The 16,401-nt window shown below is 71.8% G+C and carries 11 protein-coding genes and 1 pseudogene; 10 read left to right on the top strand and 2 right to left on the bottom strand.

Annotated elements, in window-relative coordinates:
• Positions 1-535: pseudogene (locus tag ACFU5K_RS22620) on the top strand (hypothetical protein); the annotation flags it as partial.
• A 295-nt stretch (positions 536-830) separates the two neighbouring features.
• Here the strand turns inward: ACFU5K_RS22620 and ACFU5K_RS22615 are convergent.
• Positions 831-1,388, bottom strand: coding sequence for a phosphatase PAP2 family protein (locus ACFU5K_RS22615; protein ID WP_384064517.1), 558 nt, complete (start codon positions 1,386-1,388; stop codon positions 831-833).
• Positions 1,389-1,778: 390 nt separating this feature from the next.
• Entirely contained in the window at positions 1,779-3,119 is a 1,341-nt protein-coding gene (gene gabT, locus ACFU5K_RS22610) for a 4-aminobutyrate--2-oxoglutarate transaminase (RefSeq protein ID WP_384064520.1), read from the bottom strand.
• Between the two features lie 245 nt (positions 3,120-3,364).
• Between gabT and ACFU5K_RS22605 the strand changes: the two genes are divergently transcribed.
• The 9 genes from ACFU5K_RS22605 to ispG all read left to right on the top strand — a co-directional run bounded on the left by ACFU5K_RS22605 (position 3,365) and on the right by ispG (position 16,337).
• Positions 3,365-5,731: an ATP/GTP-binding protein gene (locus ACFU5K_RS22605; RefSeq protein ID WP_384064523.1), complete on the top strand. Its 2,367-nt coding sequence runs from the start codon at positions 3,365-3,367 to the stop codon at positions 5,729-5,731.
• Positions 5,732-5,882: 151 nt separating this feature from the next.
• The gene (locus tag ACFU5K_RS22600; RefSeq protein ID WP_384064526.1) at positions 5,883-7,460 is read left to right on the top strand and encodes a PucR family transcriptional regulator; all 1,578 of its coding nucleotides are present in this window, start codon (positions 5,883-5,885) and stop codon (positions 7,458-7,460) included.
• Positions 7,461-7,699: 239 nt separating this feature from the next.
• On the top strand, positions 7,700-9,145 hold the full coding sequence (locus ACFU5K_RS22595) for an aldehyde dehydrogenase family protein (RefSeq protein WP_384064528.1): 1,446 nt from the start codon (positions 7,700-7,702) through the stop codon (positions 9,143-9,145).
• Positions 9,146-9,327: 182 nt separating this feature from the next.
• A complete protein-coding gene (locus ACFU5K_RS22590) occupies positions 9,328-11,274 on the top strand; it encodes an acyl-CoA dehydrogenase family protein (RefSeq protein ID WP_384064531.1) in 1,947 nt (648 codons plus the stop codon).
• Positions 11,275-11,304: 30 nt separating this feature from the next.
• The gene (locus ACFU5K_RS22585; protein ID WP_384064551.1) at positions 11,305-11,517 is read left to right on the top strand and encodes a nucleotidyltransferase domain-containing protein; all 213 of its coding nucleotides are present in this window, start codon (positions 11,305-11,307) and stop codon (positions 11,515-11,517) included.
• 156 nt (positions 11,518-11,673) lie between these two features.
• A complete protein-coding gene (locus ACFU5K_RS22580; RefSeq protein ID WP_384064534.1) occupies positions 11,674-12,375 on the top strand; it encodes a hypothetical protein in 702 nt (233 codons plus the stop codon).
• A gap of 52 nt (positions 12,376-12,427) precedes the next feature.
• Positions 12,428-13,690: a 1-deoxy-D-xylulose-5-phosphate reductoisomerase gene (gene dxr / locus ACFU5K_RS22575; protein ID WP_384064537.1), complete on the top strand. Its 1,263-nt coding sequence runs from the start codon at positions 12,428-12,430 to the stop codon at positions 13,688-13,690.
• A complete protein-coding gene (locus tag ACFU5K_RS22570; RefSeq protein ID WP_384064540.1) occupies positions 13,687-14,997 on the top strand; it encodes a M50 family metallopeptidase in 1,311 nt (436 codons plus the stop codon). Before dxr ends, ACFU5K_RS22570 begins: the two co-directional genes overlap by 4 nt.
• Before the next feature lie 182 nt (positions 14,998-15,179).
• Positions 15,180-16,337, top strand: a complete 1,158-nt coding sequence (gene ispG, locus ACFU5K_RS22565) for a flavodoxin-dependent (E)-4-hydroxy-3-methylbut-2-enyl-diphosphate synthase (protein WP_327113943.1) — start codon at positions 15,180-15,182, stop codon at positions 16,335-16,337.
• Positions 16,338-16,401: the final 64 nt, after the last annotated feature.

Below are 16,401 nucleotides of genomic sequence, written 5' to 3'. Positions count from 1 at the left end.
TCAGCGCCTCGACCACGCCCACAAGACCGCGCTCGCCCTGGTCCGCGAGCACGATGTCATCGCGCACGAGAACCTGACGATCCGCAGCATGGTCAAGGCCGTCGCGCCGAAGGACCAGCGTCCGGAGACGTTCCTGAAGCTCGCCTGGCAGTTCTTCGAGTGCTTTCCACAGCTCTCAGGCGTGCGCTTCAGCCACGCCTGGGGCGGTGCGATCGACACCTGCTCGCGTTTCTCCGCGTTCTTCGGCACGGCCCACGGGGGCCGCGTCGCCTATGCCGCCGGATACACCGGCCTGGGGGTCGGTGCCACGCGTTTCGGTGCCGACGTGATGCTCGATCTCCTCGCGGGCGAGGAGACGGAGCGCACCGCGCTCGACATGGTCCGCTCCAAGCCGATGCCCTTCCCGCCCGAGCCCTTCGCCTGGGCAGGGATCGAGCTCACCAAGAGGTCGCTCGCCCGGGCCGACAGCCATGGGGGACACCGCAATCTGTGGCTGCGGACCATGGACCGGATGGGTCTCGGCTTCGACAGCTGAACCGGGGTGACCCAGGTCACCGCCGACGGGTGGCCGAACCCGCGTCATGATCCGGTAGACGCCGGCATTTCCCACCCCGGGGGACGGCTGCCCGGTGGTTCGGGACGGGCATCCGCGGGGTCGGCCGGGGTGCCTGGATCGTCGTGCCGCGCCCGGGCAGCACGGTCGCCCGCCGCCCGCGCCCGCCGTGACGGGGGTTGATGCGCCGCCAGAGGTCTTGACAACCGGGGCTGATGACCTGGTCCATCAACTGGGACCGGTTCAAAAACTGGGAGTTCTCCAGGAACTTCGACGCCTACTTCGGCGGCTGACCACTCCTCGTGAGGGCCCGCAGCGTGAGCAGCAGCACCGCGCTCAGGCACCAGCCGGCCACCACGTCCAGCGGCCAGTGGTAGCCGCGCAGCACCAGACCGACGCTCGTCGCCGCCGTCAGCAGGACGGCGGCGACGAGCGTCACCCATGTCCGCCTCACATACGGGGCCAGCAGCAGGGCCGCCGCCCCGTACGCCACCATCGCCGTGGTGGTGTGCCCCGAGGGGTAGTAGCCCGTGGCCTCCGTCAGCGGCCCCTGACGCTCCGTCCACAGCTTCAGCGGGACGACCAGTGCCGGTACGGCCGCCATGGCCAGGACGGCGTACAGGGCCGCGCGCCGGGCCCGGCGGAACCAGGCCACCAGGACCGCGCAGGCCAGCACCGGCACGGCGACCTGCATGTTGCCGAGGTCGGCGAAGAGATCCGCCAGGCCTGCCGGGCCACGCCCCGCCAGCTCCAGGCCGAGGCGCTCGTCGGGCCCGAGCAGGGGCCCGCCGGACAGCACCTGCCAGGTGATCAGGGCGAAAAGGGCCGCCGACACCGCGGCCGTGGAAACGAGAAGAACCGGCCACCGGGGAACAGGGGGGATTGTTCCGGGGTGGCCGGTCGGATCGGGTTGCCGCGCGCCCCGGGGGGTGTGGGGCGAGCGGCCATCCGATCGGTGAGGAGTCCCGGAGCACGAGGCTCCGGTGGTGTGCGCAAGGGCACGGCCGGTACGGCGCTGGGGGAGCCCCGGCCCGGCTTCGCCCGCAGTCCCCTGCGGGCGGGGTGTTTCTCTCATCTGGGAAAACCGTACGTCAGAGGAAGGATGCACCGGAAGCGACAACGGTATCTCGCCATCGCCCCCGCACACCTTCTTCACACGCCCTCGCACCCGCCCGGGTCATCGCCGCCGGGAACGGCGCGCGGCGGCCGGGTGTTTCGCACGGATTCAGAGCTGCGCGAACGCCCGCTCGATGATGTCGAGGCCCTCGTTCAGCAGGTCCTCGCCGATGACGAGCGGCGGCAGGAAACGGAGCACGTTGCCGTAGGTGCCGCAGGTCAGCACCAGCAGCCCCTCGGCGTGGCACGCCTTGGCCAGCGACGCGGCGGAGGCGGCGTCGGGGTCCTTCGTGCCGGACTTCACCAGCTCGATCGCGATCATGGCGCCACGGCCGCGGATGTCACCGATGATGTCGCCGTTGGGCAGCTTGGCCCGCATCTCGGCGAGGCGGCCCTTCATGACCTCCTCGATGCGCTTGGCCTTGCCGTTCAGGTCCAGCTCGCGCATCGTCTCGATGGCGCCGAGCGCACCCGCGCAGGCCACCGGGTTTCCGCCGTAGGTACCGCCGAGGCCGCCGGCGTGGGCGGCGTCCATGATCTCGGCGCGGCCGGTCACCGCCGAGAGCGGGAGGCCCCCGGCGATGCCCTTGGCCGTGGTGATGAGGTCAGGCACGATGCCCTCGTCCTCACAGGCGAACCACTGTCCGGTGCGGCAGAAGCCGGACTGGATCTCGTCCGCGACGAAGACGATGCCGTTGTCCTTCGCGAACTGCGCGATCGCCGGGAGGAAGCCCTTGGCCGGCTCGATGAAGCCGCCCTCGCCGAGGACCGGCTCGATGATGATCGCGGCGACGTTGTCCGCGCCGATCTGCTTGGTGATCTCGTCGATGGCCTGGGCGGACGCCTCGGCGCCGGCGTTCTCGGCCCCGGTCGGCCAGCGGTAGCCGTACGCCACGGGCACGCGGTAGACCTCGGGCGCGAACGGACCGAAGCCCTGCTTGTACGGCATGTTCTTCGCCGTCAGGGCCATCGTGAGGTTGGTCCGGCCGTGGTAGCCGTGGTCGAAGACGACGACCGCGGTGCGCTTCGTCCAGGCGCGGGCGATCTTCACGGCGTTCTCGACGGCCTCGGCGCCCGAGTTGAACAGCGCGGACTTCTTGGCGTGGTCGCCCGGCGTCAGCTCGGCGAGCTGCTCGCAGACCTCGACGTACCCCTCGTAGGGCGTGACCATGAAACAGGTGTGGGTGAAGTCGGCGAGCTGCGCGGACGCCCGGCGTACGACGGCCTCGGCGGAGGCGCCCACGGATGTCACGGCGATGCCGGAACCGAAGTCGATCAGCCGGTTGCCGTCCACGTCCTCGATGATCCCGCCGCCGGCCCGGGCGGTGAAGACCGGCAGCGTGGAACCCACACCCGCGGCGACGGCCGCCAAGCGGCGAGCCTGCAGCTCGACCGACTTCGGGCCGGGGATGGCAGTGACGAGGCGGCGCTCCTGCGGGATGTCGGACATGCGGGGCTCCTGGGGGTGTTTCGGACGCTTCTGTTTCTGCAGGCTAGGGGTGGGTGCGGGCAGCGGTCATGCTCCGATGGGGAGTGATGCCGGCGTGTCCTTGTCCGCGACGGACAGATGGGCGGGGAGCAGGGCCGCGGGACGCCCCGCCGGGACATCCGGCCGCATGGCTGAACTCCCGGCGCCCGGGCACTAGATTGGCCGGTGCAGAAGGCGGGACCTGGCTGGTCAGGGGGCAGCGGTTCATGGACACCGAAGGCATGTACGACGCGCGGGGCACGGATGCGGGCAGGGTGCCCCGTCCGGCGGGGCCACCGCCCGCCGCGCCACCGCCGCCCACGCACGCCCCGCGCCCGGGGCCCCCGCCGGCCGACGGGGGTCTGGAGGCATGGCTGCGCGCCCCCCGCCCGGACGCCGGACCGGGCGTCTGGCGCCTCGGGCACGTCCCACGCCCGCCGGAGAAGCCCGAGGGCGTGTCCGACCGCTCGCTGGTGGTCGGGGTACTCGTCTCCGCGCTCTCCGGGCTGCTCCTGTGGTCCCTGTGGCGCAACGGATACATCCCCTACCGCCTCGTCCCGCTGAAACTGTTCACCCCCCACGACTGGTGGTACGCCGGGACGTTCGGCGGCCCCAGGACGATCGAGGGCGCCGACGCGCTCACGGTCTACGAGGCCGTCCTCTTCGGGCTCCTGGTCTACGGCTGCGGGAGGCTCGGCAACTGGTCGGAGATCTTCCGGCGCCATGTCGCCGGACGCGGGCAGCCCTTCCTGGCGCTGACCACGGCCGCCGGAGGCGCCGTCGCCGAAGTCCTCGTGTGGAAGGACGCGGTCCCGCTCGTCAGGCCGGTACTGGTCCTGGTCGCCGCGGTCGCCGGCGGTGAGATCTACCAGAGCCAGGCCGTGGTCAACGTGATCTACGCCCTGATCGCCCTCGGGGTGCTCTGGCCGTTCGCCCGCCTCGGACGCTGGCGCGAGCTGATCGCCGCGCGTACCGGAAAGGGCGCCGCCGGGGTGCCCGCGGCCGCCTCCGCGCCCCCGGACGCGCCCACCCCCGACCAGTGGCCCGAGCTGCGCACGGCGGGGCTGACGGACGCCGCCGAGACCCTCGCCACCGAGGTGCGGACCGGCCGGATGAACGATGTGGACGTCGCGCGGCTGCGCCACGCCTGGACCGTCGGGCGGACCAGGCCGGAGCGCCTCGCCGCGCTCACCGAGGCCGTCCTGCGCACCGGAGGCGCCGCCGCTCTGCACCCCTCGGGCACCCGCGACCTTCCCCGCCGCGCCGCACGGCACGATCTGCTGACCGGACAGGTCAGGATCGGCACCTTCGCCGACGACCCGCACAACCCGTACGCCCGCCGTGGCTCGGGCACCGCCCTGGAGCCCGCGCTGCTGGGCACGTCCCTGCTCGCGGTCGGACCGCCCGGGGCGGGCAAGTCCGCCCTGCTCGTGCGCCCCGTCGTGGAGTCGCTCGCCCTGCAGGCGCTCGCCGGCCGGGCCGCCGTGCTCGCCGTCGGCGGCACCGGAGGGGAGCTCGGTCCGGACGAGGCGTTCGACGTCGTGGTGCGGATCGGCGACCCCTCGTCCGCGCACGACTTCGACCTGTACGGCGGTACGACGGACCCCGACGAGGCCGCGAGCGTGCTCGCGGAGGGACTGGTCGGCGACGTGCCCCAGCTGGACAGCAGGCGCGCCGCGACCGTGCTCGCCCAGCTGCTCGGCCCCTACCGTGCGGTCCACGGGCACTTCCCCGGGGTGCCCGAACTCCGGCAGCTCCTGGACGGCGACCACGCCGCGACCGGCGCACTGCGGGAGGCACTGGCCGCCGGCGGGCATCAGGCGATGCTGCGCGACCTGGAGGCCCGAACCCGGCAGAGGGGCGGGCCCGGGGACCCCGGGCCCGCCCTGGCCGACCGGATCGCCCTGCTCGACCGGCCCGCGTTCGCGCCCTTCTTCGCCACCGGCGAGCAGGCCAGGCCCTTCTCGCTGCGCTCCCTGGAGCACCTGCCGCTCCGGGTCAGGATCGACCTCCCTGAGCGGGCGCACGCCGAGGCGTCGGCCCTGCTGGCCCGGCTCGTGCTCGCCCAGTTCACGGCTGTCACCGCCGCTCGTACCGACCGGTCGCTCTTCGTCTGCCTGGTGCTCGACGACGCCACGCACACGGTCACCGCCGGGACGGTCCGCGGAATCCGGCGACTGCGCTCGGTCAACGCGGGAGCCGTCCTCGCCCTGCGCACCGTCGACGACGTCCCCGAGCAGCTGCACACCGCGCTGCTCGGCGCTGTCGGCTGCCGCATGGCGTTCAGCGGCGTCACGACCTGGGACGGCAAGCGTTTCTCGGAGGCCTGGGGCAAGGAGTGGATCGAGACCCGCGAGGTCGCCGAGCACGCCGTCTTCGCGGACCAGCCGTTGACCCGCGCCCTGCACGCGCTGCGCAAGCTCGTCACCGGCAAGGCCGTGACCAGGGAAGCCGTCACCGTGAAGCGGGTCGAACGGGAGCGCTGGTCGGCCTCGGAGCTGGCGTACTCCCTGCCCGCCGGACACGCCGTCCTGTCCCTGACGACCGTGGACGGTGAACACGCGCCCCCGCTCCTCGTCGAGCTGAGTGGCTGAACGGGCGGCGGTGACGGGGACCCTGCCGCCCTGGCAGAATCGCCCCCGTCCGTCTGTACGAGGCGGAGCAATCGAACCGCCCGCCCAGGGCGCCACCAACCGGGCCGCCCCCGCGGACGGCCCCGCCTACACCCGGAGGTCCGGCGGTCCCATGCCTCCCACCCTCGCCTCGCTGGTCCAGCACTCGGCGCTCAAGCTCACCGTCCGGGCGGGGGCCGACCGGCTCGGTACCCCGGTGCGCTGGGCGCACGCCAGCGAACTGGCCGACCCCGTGCCGTACATGGAGGGCGGTGAGCTGCTCCTCGTCACGGCGACCAACCTCGACGCCCGGGACCCGGCGACCATGCGCCGTTACGTACAGCGGCTGGCCGGTGCGGGGGTCGCTGGAGTCGGCTTCGGTGTGGGCGTCACCTACGACGACATCCCGGCCGCTCTCGTGGACGCCGCCGAGGAAGCGGGACTACCGCTCCTCGAAGTGCCCAGACGCACGCCGTTCCTGGCCATCAGCAAGGCGGTGTCGGCGGCCATCGCGGCCGACCAGTACCGGTCGGTCACGGCCGGTTTCGAGGCCCAGCGCGAACTGACCAGGGCGGCCGTCGCCGGCGACGGCCCGGCGGCGCTCCTCACACGGCTCGCCGCGCACATCGACGGCTGGGCGGCCCTTTACGACTCCTCGGGAGCCGTACTCGCCGCCGCACCGGACTGGGCCGCCCGGCGCGCCGCCCGGCTCACTCCCGAGGTGGAACGCCTGCGCGACCGCCCCGCCCCGGCCAGCGCTGTCGTCGGCGACACCGAGGGCGACGACAGGGTCGAGCTCCAGTCCCTGGGCACCGGCCGGCGGGCCCGCGGTGCGCTGGCCGTCGGCACCGGAGCGGCGCTCGGCACGGCCGAGAGGTACGCCGTGAACTCGGCCGTCGCGCTGCTGACACTCACCACGGCACGCTCCCGCGCGCTCCAGGGCGCGGAACAGCGCCTCGGAGCGGCGGTCCTGCGGATGCTGCTCGCGGGCCAGTCCGACCACGCCCGGGCCGTCGCGGGGGATCTGTACGGAGGGCTCCTCGACGCCCCCTTCCGGCTCCTCATCGCGGAGGCGCCGGTCCCGGCCGGGACCGAAACGCTCGCAGAGGCGCTGGACTTGGCCGCCGGACGGTCCGGCGAGACCCTGCTGATGGTGCCCGAGGGCGAGCGCCTCGTGGTCCTGGCCGTGGACGGCGGCGCCGTGGTGGCGGCCTGCGCCGCCCACGCACGGGCCGAGGAGGACCGGCCGCCTCGCGAGTCCGGGGCCGACGAGCCCGAAGTGGTCGTCGGTCTTTCGGCTCCCTCCGGGCCGATCGCCGTCTCCGCCGCGTACAAGCAGGCCGAACAGGCCCTCTTGGTCGCCCGCCGCCGCGGCAGGGCGCTCGTCGAGCACGAGGAGCTCGCCGCGGGGTCCGTCCTGCCGCTCCTGGCCGACGACGCGGTCCGCGCCTTCGCCGACGGGATGCTGCGGCCGTTGCAGGAGCACGACTCCAAGGGCCGCGGGGACCTCGTCGCCTCCCTGCGCGCCTGGCTCTCCCGGCACGGCCAGTGGGACGCGGCGGCCGCCGACCTCGGTGTCCACCGCCACACCCTGCGCTACCGGATGCGCCGGGTCGAAGAGATCCTCGGCCGTTCGCTGGACGATCCGGACGTCCGCATGGAGCTGTGGCTGGCCCTGAAGACGACGGCTGCCTCGTCGGGGAGCGCGTAGCGTCCACCTGTCCCGGGATCCGCGTCCTCACGGCGCGGCCGGAGCCACGCCTGAGCGGCCGCGTGGGCGTCCGCCCGGAGGCAGGCGCGGCTGCCTGCGACAAAGCGGCGTACCGTCCGTCCGCTCCACTCCACGGTGGACAAGCCTCATCCGTCCTGGGTCGCCCTACGGTGGGGCCGAAGGGCGCCTCAGCGGTGCCCGGCGACCTCGTTCACCACCCCTGAAGGGCCGGAACCGCCATGACTTCCACCCACGCCTTCTGGCTGGCCGGCCGCCGCGCCACCGGCGAGGACAGCTTCGACGTCACCAACTCCTGGGACGGACGTCTCGTCGGTACGGTCTCCGTGCCGACCGACGCCCAGGTCGAGGAGGCCGTCGCGGCGGCATGGGCCGTGCGCGAGGAGTTCGCGGCGACCCCGGCGCACGTACGGGCCGCCGCGCTCGACCACGTCGTACGCCGCCTCACGGAGCGCACCGAGGAGGTCGCGCAGCTGATCTCGGCGGAGAACGGCAAGCCCGTCAAGTGGGCCCGCGGCGAGGTCGGCCGGGCCGTGTCCGTATTCCGGTTCGCCGCCGAGGAGGCCCGCCGCTTCAACGGGGGCGAAGCCCAGCGCCTCGACACCGACCTCGGCGGCACCGGCCGCCTCGGGTTGACCCGCCGCTTCCCGCGCGGTCCGGTGCTCGGCATCTCGCCGTTCAACTTCCCGCTCAACCTGAGCGCCCACAAGGTCGCCCCGGCCATCGCCGTCGGCGCGCCGATCATCCTCAAGCCCGCGCCCGCCACCCCGATCTCCGCGCTGATCCTGGGTGAGCTGCTGGCCGAGACCGACCTCCCGGCCGGGTCGTGGTCCGTGCTGACCGTGCCCAACGACAAGATGCCCGCCCTGGTCCAGGACGAGCGGCTGCCCGTGATCTCCTTCACCGGGTCCGGCCCCGTCGGCTACTCGATCATGGAGTCGGTGCCGCGCAAGCACTGCACCCTCGAACTCGGCGGCAACGGCGCCGCCGTCGTGCTCGGCGACTGGTCCTCCGAGGAGGACCTGGACCTGGCCGCGAACCGCATCGCGACCTTCTCGAACTATCAGGGCGGCCAGTCCTGCATCGCGGTCCAGCGGGTCATCGCCGACTCCTCCGTGTACGACCGGCTGGTCCCGAAGATCGTCGCCGCCGTCGAGTCCCTGGTGACCGGTGACCCCTCCGACGCGGCCACCGACGTCGGCCCGCTGGTCAGTGAGGACGCCGCACGCCGTGTCGAGTCCTGGGTCGACGAGGCCGTCACCGCCGGCGCCACCCTGCTCACCGGCGGCAAGCGCGACGGCGCCACCTACGCCCCGACCGTCCTCACCGACCTCCCGGACACCACGACGATCGCCCGCGAGGAGGTCTTCGGCCCGGTGCTGTACATCCGGAAGACCCACGGCGAGGCCGAGGCGTTCGCGGCCGTCAACGACTCCGATTCCGGCCTTCAGGCAGGTGTCTTCACCCACGACCTGCAGACCGCCTTCCGCGCCCACCGTGCCCTGGAGGTCGGCGGCGTGATCATCGGCGACGTGCCCTCCTACCGGGCCGACCAGATGCCGTACGGCGGCGCCAAGCAGTCCGGAGTGGGCCGCGAGGGCGTTCGCTACACCATGGACGACTACACCTACGAGCGGGTCCTGGTCCTCACTGGCCTGGCCCTGTAGCCGGGAGCGCCGACGAACCGGCCGGAGCCCGCTGTGCGGGGGCTCCGGCCGGTTCCGTGTCTGCGGGGGCCCGCCGCAGGGGTGGTGGGGGTCACGCAGATCGGGTAGATACGGACGAGTGGTACCGATCGGCACGCGTACGTCCCGACCCATATCCCGACTCGCGGCGAGGTGAGCTCCTCATGTCCGCCCCATCCGACATCCCCCAGGCCCCCAAAGTCACCGAGCGCGAAGCACGGCAGGTGGCCGAGGCCGCCCGCGAACAGGACTGGCGCAAGCCCAGCTTCGCCAAGGAACTCTTCCTCGGACGCTTCCGGCTCGACCTGATCCACCCCCACCCCCAGCCGGCCCCCGACGACGTGCGGCGCGGCGAGGCCTTCCTCGCCCGGATGCGCGAATTCTGCGAAACCCGGGTCGACGGCGCCCTCATCGAGCGCGAGGCGAAGATTCCCGACGAGGTGATCAACGGGCTCAGGGAGCTCGGCGCCCTCGGCATGAAGATCGAGACGAAGTACGGCGGCCTGGGGCTGACCCAGGTCTACTACAACAAGGCGCTCGCGCTGGCCGGTTCGGCGAGCCCCGCCATCGGCGCGCTTCTCTCCGCGCACCAGTCCATCGGCGTGCCGCAGCCCCTGAAGATGTTCGGCACCCAGGAGCAGAAGGACACCTTCCTGCCCCGACTGGCGCGCACCGACATCTCCGCGTTCCTGCTCACGGAACCCGACGTCGGCTCCGACCCGGCACGGCTCGCGACGACCGCGGTGCCCGAGGGTGACGACTACATCCTGGACGGCGTGAAGCTCTGGACGACCAACGGCGTCGTCGCCGACCTGCTCGTGGTGATGGCACGGGTCCCGGAGTCCGACGGTCACACGGGCGGCATCACCGCCTTCGTCGTCGAGGCCGACTCCCCGGGCATCACCGTGGAGCACCGCAACGCCTTCATGGGCCTGCGCGGCATCGAGAACGGCCTGACCCGCTTCCACGGCGTACGCGTGCCGGCGGCCAACCGGATCGGGCCCGAGGGCGCCGGTCTCAAGATCGCCCTCACCACGCTCAACACCGGCCGCCTCTCGCTGCCCGCCATGTGCGTGGGCGTCGGAAAGTGGTCTCTGAAGATCGCCCGCGAATGGTCGGCGGTCCGCGAGCAGTGGGGCAGGCCGGTCGCCCGGCACGAGGCCGTCGGCGCGAAGATCTCCTTCATCGCCGCCACCACCTTCGCTCTCGAAGCGGTCGTGGACCTCTCCTCGCAGATGGCCGACGAGAGCCGTAACGACATCCGCATCGAGGCCGCGCTCGCCAAGCTGTACGGCTCCGAGATGGGCTGGCTGATCTCCGACGAACTGGTCCAGATCCGCGGCGGCCGCGGCTTCGAGACCGCCGACTCGCTCGCCGCCCGCGGCGAACGGGCCGTACCCGCCGAGCAGATGCTCCGCGACATGCGGATCAACCGGATCTTCGAGGGTTCCACGGAGATCATGCACCTGCTGATCGCCCGCGAGGCCGTCGACGCCCACCTCAAGGTCGCCGGCGACATCATCGACCCCGACAAGCAGTTCGCCGACAAGGCGCGGGCGGGTGCCAACGCCGCGCAGTTCTACGCGCGCTGGCTCCCCAAGCTGGTCAGCGGTCCCGGCCGGCTGCCCAACGCCTACGGCGAGTTCCGGGTCCCCGGCCACCCCGACCTCTCCACCCATCTGCGGTACGTGGAGCGTTCCTCCCGCAAGCTGGCGCGCTCGACCTTCTACGCGATGTCCCGCTGGCAGGGCCGCATGGAGACCAAGCAGGGCTTCCTCGGCCGGATCGTCGACATCGGCGCCGAGCTCTTCGCGATGAGCGCGGCCTGTGTCCGCGCCGAGCACCTGCGCGCCGACGACGACCACGGACGCGAGGCCTACCAGCTCGCCGACGTGTTCTGCCGGCAGTCCCGCCTCCGAGTCGAGGAGCTCTTCGGCCGGCTGTGGTCCAACACCGACGACATCGACCGCCGCGTGGTCGACGGAGTCCTCTCCGGGACCTACACCTGGCTGGAGGAGGGCGTCATCGACCCGAGCGGCGAAGGCGCCTGGATCGCCGACGCCACCCCCGGACCCGCCGCCGGGGACAACGTCCACCGTCCCATCCGCTGACCCACCGCAGCCGCGGGGCGCGTCCACTGCCTGGACGCGCCCCGCCGCTGCGTCCCGGGCGCGGCGAAGTGGGCGCGCGGGACCCGGTCCTGCTTCGTCGCCGGAGTCATCGGGACGACGAGCGTGCGCTGCGTCTCCGCCGAGCAGCAGGCACGCTTCCACCAGGGCTGCACACCCGCCGACCGGGACGTGCGGGACATGGCGCACCTGCGGGACAAGTTCGGCATCGAGACCGCCTTCTGATCACCGGATGCCGCACAATCGAGCCTCGGCCGCGATCGGACACCGATCCCGGCCCGTCAACGGGAGACAGGGGCAGGCATGTTCGGGGTGCGCGGAGCGGGTGTCCGGCGGCGACGGGGCGGCGGCCGGCGGGGCGCCGCAGCGGCGGGATGCGCGGTGATCGCTCTCGCGGCTGTCACCGGATGCGGCGGCGACGGTGACGACGGCAAGCCGGAGGCCGCGAGGAGTTCGGCGCCCTCCCGGCCGGGAGCCACCGCCCGCGGGCTCACCGAGGCGCAGCTCACCGCCCTCGCCCTCGCCGACGGGGAGAAGGCCGGCAGCCTCACCGTGTCCGAGTACTCCCTGGGCGGACCGCTCGGCGACGCCTACACCGCCTCGCCCGCCGTGTGTCAGCCACTGGTCAGCCTGGCCGGTGACGTCTTTGGCCACACCCCCACCGCCCAGGTGCAGCGGAAGGCCGAGGAGCCCGGCGAAATACTCGGCGTCACCGTCGACGTGACGCTGCGCTCGTACGCCGGCGGGGTCGCTTCGCAGGTCATGCGGTCGCTGGACCGGGCGGGCCGGGAGTGCGCCGGGGGCCTCACGGAGGAACGGGCCGTCGCCCGCGCCACGTACGAGAAGGTCGAACCCGCCGCGCTGCCCTCCTTCGCGGACGAGGCCGACGAGGCGAAGGCCTTCCGCTTCACCGTCCTCGACGTGAAGGGGAAGCTCAAGCTTCACGAGTACCTCACCGTCCTGCGGTCCGGGGCCACCACGCTCGCCTTCCGCGGTGAGATCCTCGGCACGAAGGACATCGGCCGGATCCCCGAGGACGTCATGTCCGCCCAGTGGAGGAAATTCCGTGCCGGGCGGGCCTGAGGCACACCCCGACGGGGATGCCCTGTCGGTGCGCCCGGCGGATGCGGCAACAATGGGGGCCATGAGCGACAGCCCCGCACCCCTCGCCGACCCGCATCTCGTCTTCGACGCGGTGGACGGCCGCCGGGATCTGGTGATCCTCGGCTCCACCGGGTCCATCGGTACCCAGGCCATCGACCTGGTGCTCCGCAACCCCGGCCGTTTCCGTGTCACCGCGCTCTCCGCGGCGGGCGGCAGGGTCCAGCTCCTCGCCGAGCAGGCCGCGCAGCTGCGGGTGCGTACCGTCGCGGTCGCCGACGCGGACAAGGTGCCGGCCCTCCGGGTGGCCCTTCGCGAGGCGTACGGCGCGGGGGAGCCGCTGCCCGGGATCCTGGCAGGACCCGACGCAGCCACGGAGCTCGCCGCGAGCGCGTGCCACACCGTGCTGAACGGGATCACCGGCTCGATCGGCCTCGCCCCCACGCTCGCCGCCCTGAAGGCCGGCCGCACCCTGGCCCTGGCCAACAAGGAGTCGTTGATCGTCGGCGGCCCGCTGGTGAAGGCCGTCGCCGCCCCGGGCCAGATCATCCCGGTCGACTCCGAGCACGCAGCCCTCTTCCAGGCGCTCGCCGCCGGCAAGCGTGCCGACGTGCGCAAGCTCGTCGTGACCGCATCGGGCGGGCCGTTCCGGGGCCGTAGGCGCGCCGAGCTGGCCGACGTGACCAGGGAGCAGGCGCTGGCGCACCCGACCTGGGCCATGGGGCCGGTCATCACGGTCAACTCCGCGACCCTGGTCAACAAGGGCCTGGAGGTCATCGAGGCACACCTCCTCTACGACATCCCGTTCGACCGGATCGAGGTCGTGGTCCACCCCCAGTCCTACGTTCACTCGATGGTGGAGTTCACCGACGGCTCCACCCTCGCCCAGGCGACCCCGCCCGACATGCGGGGCCCCATCGCCATCGGCCTCGGCTGGCCCGAGCGGGTCCCGGACGCCGCCCCCGCCTTCGACTGGACGAAGGCCTCCAGCTGGGAGTTCTTCCCGCTGGACACCGAGGCGTTCCCGTCCGTCGGGCTCGCCCGGCACGTCGGTACCCTCGGCGGCACCGCCCCCGCCGTGTTCAACGCGGCCAACGAGGAGTGCGTGGACGCGTTCCTGGCGGGGCGGCTGCCGTTCAACGGCATCATGGATACGGTCACAGCGGTGGTGACCGAACACGGAACCCCCGCCACGGGAACTCCGCTGACGGTCGCGGACGTCCTTGAAGCGGAGACCTGGGCCCGTGCCCGGGCCCGCGAACTCTCGGCGGCAGCGACAGCGGAGGCGCACGTATGAGTACGACGACGATCCTGATGACGGTCCTGGGGATCGCCATCTTCGCCGTGGGTCTGCTGTTCTCGATCGCCTGGCACGAACTCGGCCACCTCTCGACGGCCAAGCTCTTCGGCATCCGGGTCCCGCAGTACATGGTCGGCTTCGGCCCGACGGTCTGGTCGCGGAAGAAGGGCGACACCGAGTACGGCGTCAAGGCCATCCCCGCGGGCGGCTACATCCGCATGATCGGCATGTTCCCGCCCGGCCCCGATGGCAGGCTGGAGGCACGCTCCACCTCCCCGTGGCGCGGGATGATCGAGGACGCCAGGTCCGCCGCCTTCGAGGAGCTCCAGCCGGGCGACGAGTCGCGCCTCTTCTACACGCGCAAGCCGTGGAAGCGCGTGATCGTGATGTTCGCGGGGCCCTTCATGAACCTGGTCCTGGCCGTCGCGATCTTCATGGGCGTCGCGATGACCTTCGGCTTCCAGACGCAGACCACCGAGGTGGCCGGCGTCCAGCAGTGCGTGATCGCGCAGAGCGAGAACCGCGACACCTGCAAGGCATCCGACCCGGTCTCACCGGCCAAGGCCGCGGGGCTGAAGGAGGGCGACAAGATCGTCGCCTTCGACGGCAAGAAGATCGACGACTGGGCCACGCTCTCGGACAGGATCCGCGAGACGACCGGCCCCGCCACCATCACCGTGCAGCGTGACGGCCGGGAACAGACCCTGAACGCCGTGCTGAGGAAGAACGCGGTCGCGAAGAAGGACGCCGACGGCGAGGTCGTCCCCGACCAGTACGTCACCGCCGGCTACCTCGGCTTCGCCGCGAACACGGAGATCGTGCCGCTCTCCTTCGGCGACTCGGTCGTCCGCATGGGCGACATGATCGAGAACGGCGTCGACTCGATCATCGCGCTGCCCACGAAGATCCCCGACCTGTGGAACGCGGCATTCAGCGACGGTGAACGCGCCGACGACTCGCCGGTGGGCGTGGTGGGCGCCGCCAGGATCGGCGGTGAGGTGATGAACCTCGACGTCCCGGCGCAGAACCAGATCGCGATGATGCTGTTCCTGCTGGCCGGCTTCAACCTCTCGCTGTTCCTGTTCAACATGCTGCCCCTGCTCCCGCTGGACGGCGGGCACATCGCGGGAGCGCTCTGGGAGGCCATGCGCCGCAACGTGGCCAAGGTCTTCAAGCGCCCCGACCCCGGCCCGTTCGACGTGGCCAAGCTCATGCCGGTCGCCTACGTGGTCGCCGGCATCTTCATCTGCTTCACGCTGCTGGTGCTGGTCGCCGACATCGTGAACCCGGTGAAGATCACCTGACGCCTCACACGTCCCATTGGTGGCGGCCGGTCGCACAGGTGGTGTCCGGCCGCACGCCGAATGGGCGGGCTCGACGGCGGGATGCACCCCGTTCCCCTCCGGTGCCGTAACCTCGGAGCCCGGAGCCCGCCGTTCTCGGGACCTCGATCCACACCGATCCACACCTTGGGGATGCTCAGCGCATGACTGCGATTTCTCTCGGAATGCCGGCCGTTCCGACCAAGCTCGCCGACCGACGGGTCAGCCGTCAGATCCAGGTCGGGTCGGTGGCGGTCGGCGGGGACGCACCTGTGTCGGTGCAGTCGATGACGACGACTCGGACGTCGGACATCGGTGCGACGTTGCAGCAGATCGCGGAGCTGACGGCGTCGGGTTGTCAGATCGTGCGGGTGGCGTGTCCGACGCAGGATGACGCGGACGCGTTGGCGACGATCGCGAGGAAGTCGCAGATCCCGGTGATCGCGGACATTCACTTCCAGCCGAAGTACGTGTTCGCGGCGATCGACGCGGGTTGTGCGGCGGTGCGGGTGAATCCGGGGAACATCAAGCAGTTCGACGACAAGGTGAAGGAGATCGCGAGGGCCGCGGGGGACGCGGGTACTCCGATCCGGATCGGTGTGAACGCGGGTTCGCTGGACGCGCGGCTGCTGAAGAAGTACGGGAAGGCGACGCCGGAGGCTCTGGTGGAGTCGGCGTTGTGGGAGGCGTCGCTGTTCGAGGAGCACGGCTTCCGTGACATCAAGATCTCGGTGAAGCACAACGATCCGGTCGTGATGGTGAATGCCTACCGTCAGCTGGCGGCGCAGTCGGACTATCCGCTGCATCTGGGTGTGACCGAGGCGGGTCCGGCGTTCCAGGGGACGATCAAGTCCGCGGTGGCGTTCGGTGCGCTGCTCTCGGAGGGGATCGGCGACACGATCAGGGTGTCGTTGTCGGCTCCTCCGGCGGAGGAGGTCAAGGTCGGTCTGCAGATTCTGGAGGCGCTGAATCTGAAGCAGCGGCGTCTGGAGATCGTGTCGTGTCCCTCGTGCGGGCGTGCGCAGGTGGATGTGTACAAGCTGGCGGATCAGGTGAGTGCGGGTCTGGAGGGTATGGAGGTTCCGCTGCGGGTCGCGGTGATGGGCTGTGTGGTGAACGGTCCGGGTGAGGCGCGTGAGGCGGATCTGGGTGTGGCGTCGGGTAACGGCAAGGGTCAGATCTTCGTGAAGGGTGAGGTCATCAAGACCGTCCCGGAGTCGAAGATCGTGGAGACCCTCATCGAGGAAGCCATGAAGATCGCGGAGCAGATGGAGAAGGACGGCATCGCCTCGGGCGAGCCCCAGGTCTCCATCGCGGGCTGACACCCGGACGCTTCCCACCGTGCCCCGCAGGCCGTGTCCTGCGGGGCACAGCTGTGTCCGTGTG

The sequence above is a fragment of the Streptomyces sp. NPDC057428 genome (assembly GCF_042803195.1).
GTDB lineage: Bacteria > Actinomycetota > Actinomycetes > Streptomycetales > Streptomycetaceae > Streptomyces.
This window is presented reverse-complemented; position numbering and strand designations above follow the sequence as displayed.

Excerpts from the sequence above, each read along its gene's own strand:
- gabT (WP_384064520.1), bottom strand. The coding sequence starts at position 3,119 with ATGTCCGACATCCCGCAGGAGCGCCGCCTCGTCACTGCCATCCCCGGC.
- ACFU5K_RS22605 (WP_384064523.1), top strand. The coding sequence starts at position 3,365 with ATGGACACCGAAGGCATGTACGACGCGCGGGGCACGGATGCGGGCAGG.
- ispG (WP_327113943.1), top strand. The coding sequence starts at position 15,180 with ATGACTGCGATTTCTCTCGGAATGCCGGCCGTTCCGACCAAGCTCGCC.
- ACFU5K_RS22600 (WP_384064526.1), top strand. The coding sequence starts at position 5,883 with ATGCCTCCCACCCTCGCCTCGCTGGTCCAGCACTCGGCGCTCAAGCTC.
- ACFU5K_RS22595 (WP_384064528.1), top strand. The coding sequence starts at position 7,700 with ATGACTTCCACCCACGCCTTCTGGCTGGCCGGCCGCCGCGCCACCGGC.
- dxr (WP_384064537.1), top strand. The coding sequence starts at position 12,428 with ATGGGGGCCATGAGCGACAGCCCCGCACCCCTCGCCGACCCGCATCTC.
- ACFU5K_RS22590 (WP_384064531.1), top strand. The coding sequence starts at position 9,328 with ATGTCCGCCCCATCCGACATCCCCCAGGCCCCCAAAGTCACCGAGCGC.
- ACFU5K_RS22570 (WP_384064540.1), top strand. The coding sequence starts at position 13,687 with ATGAGTACGACGACGATCCTGATGACGGTCCTGGGGATCGCCATCTTC.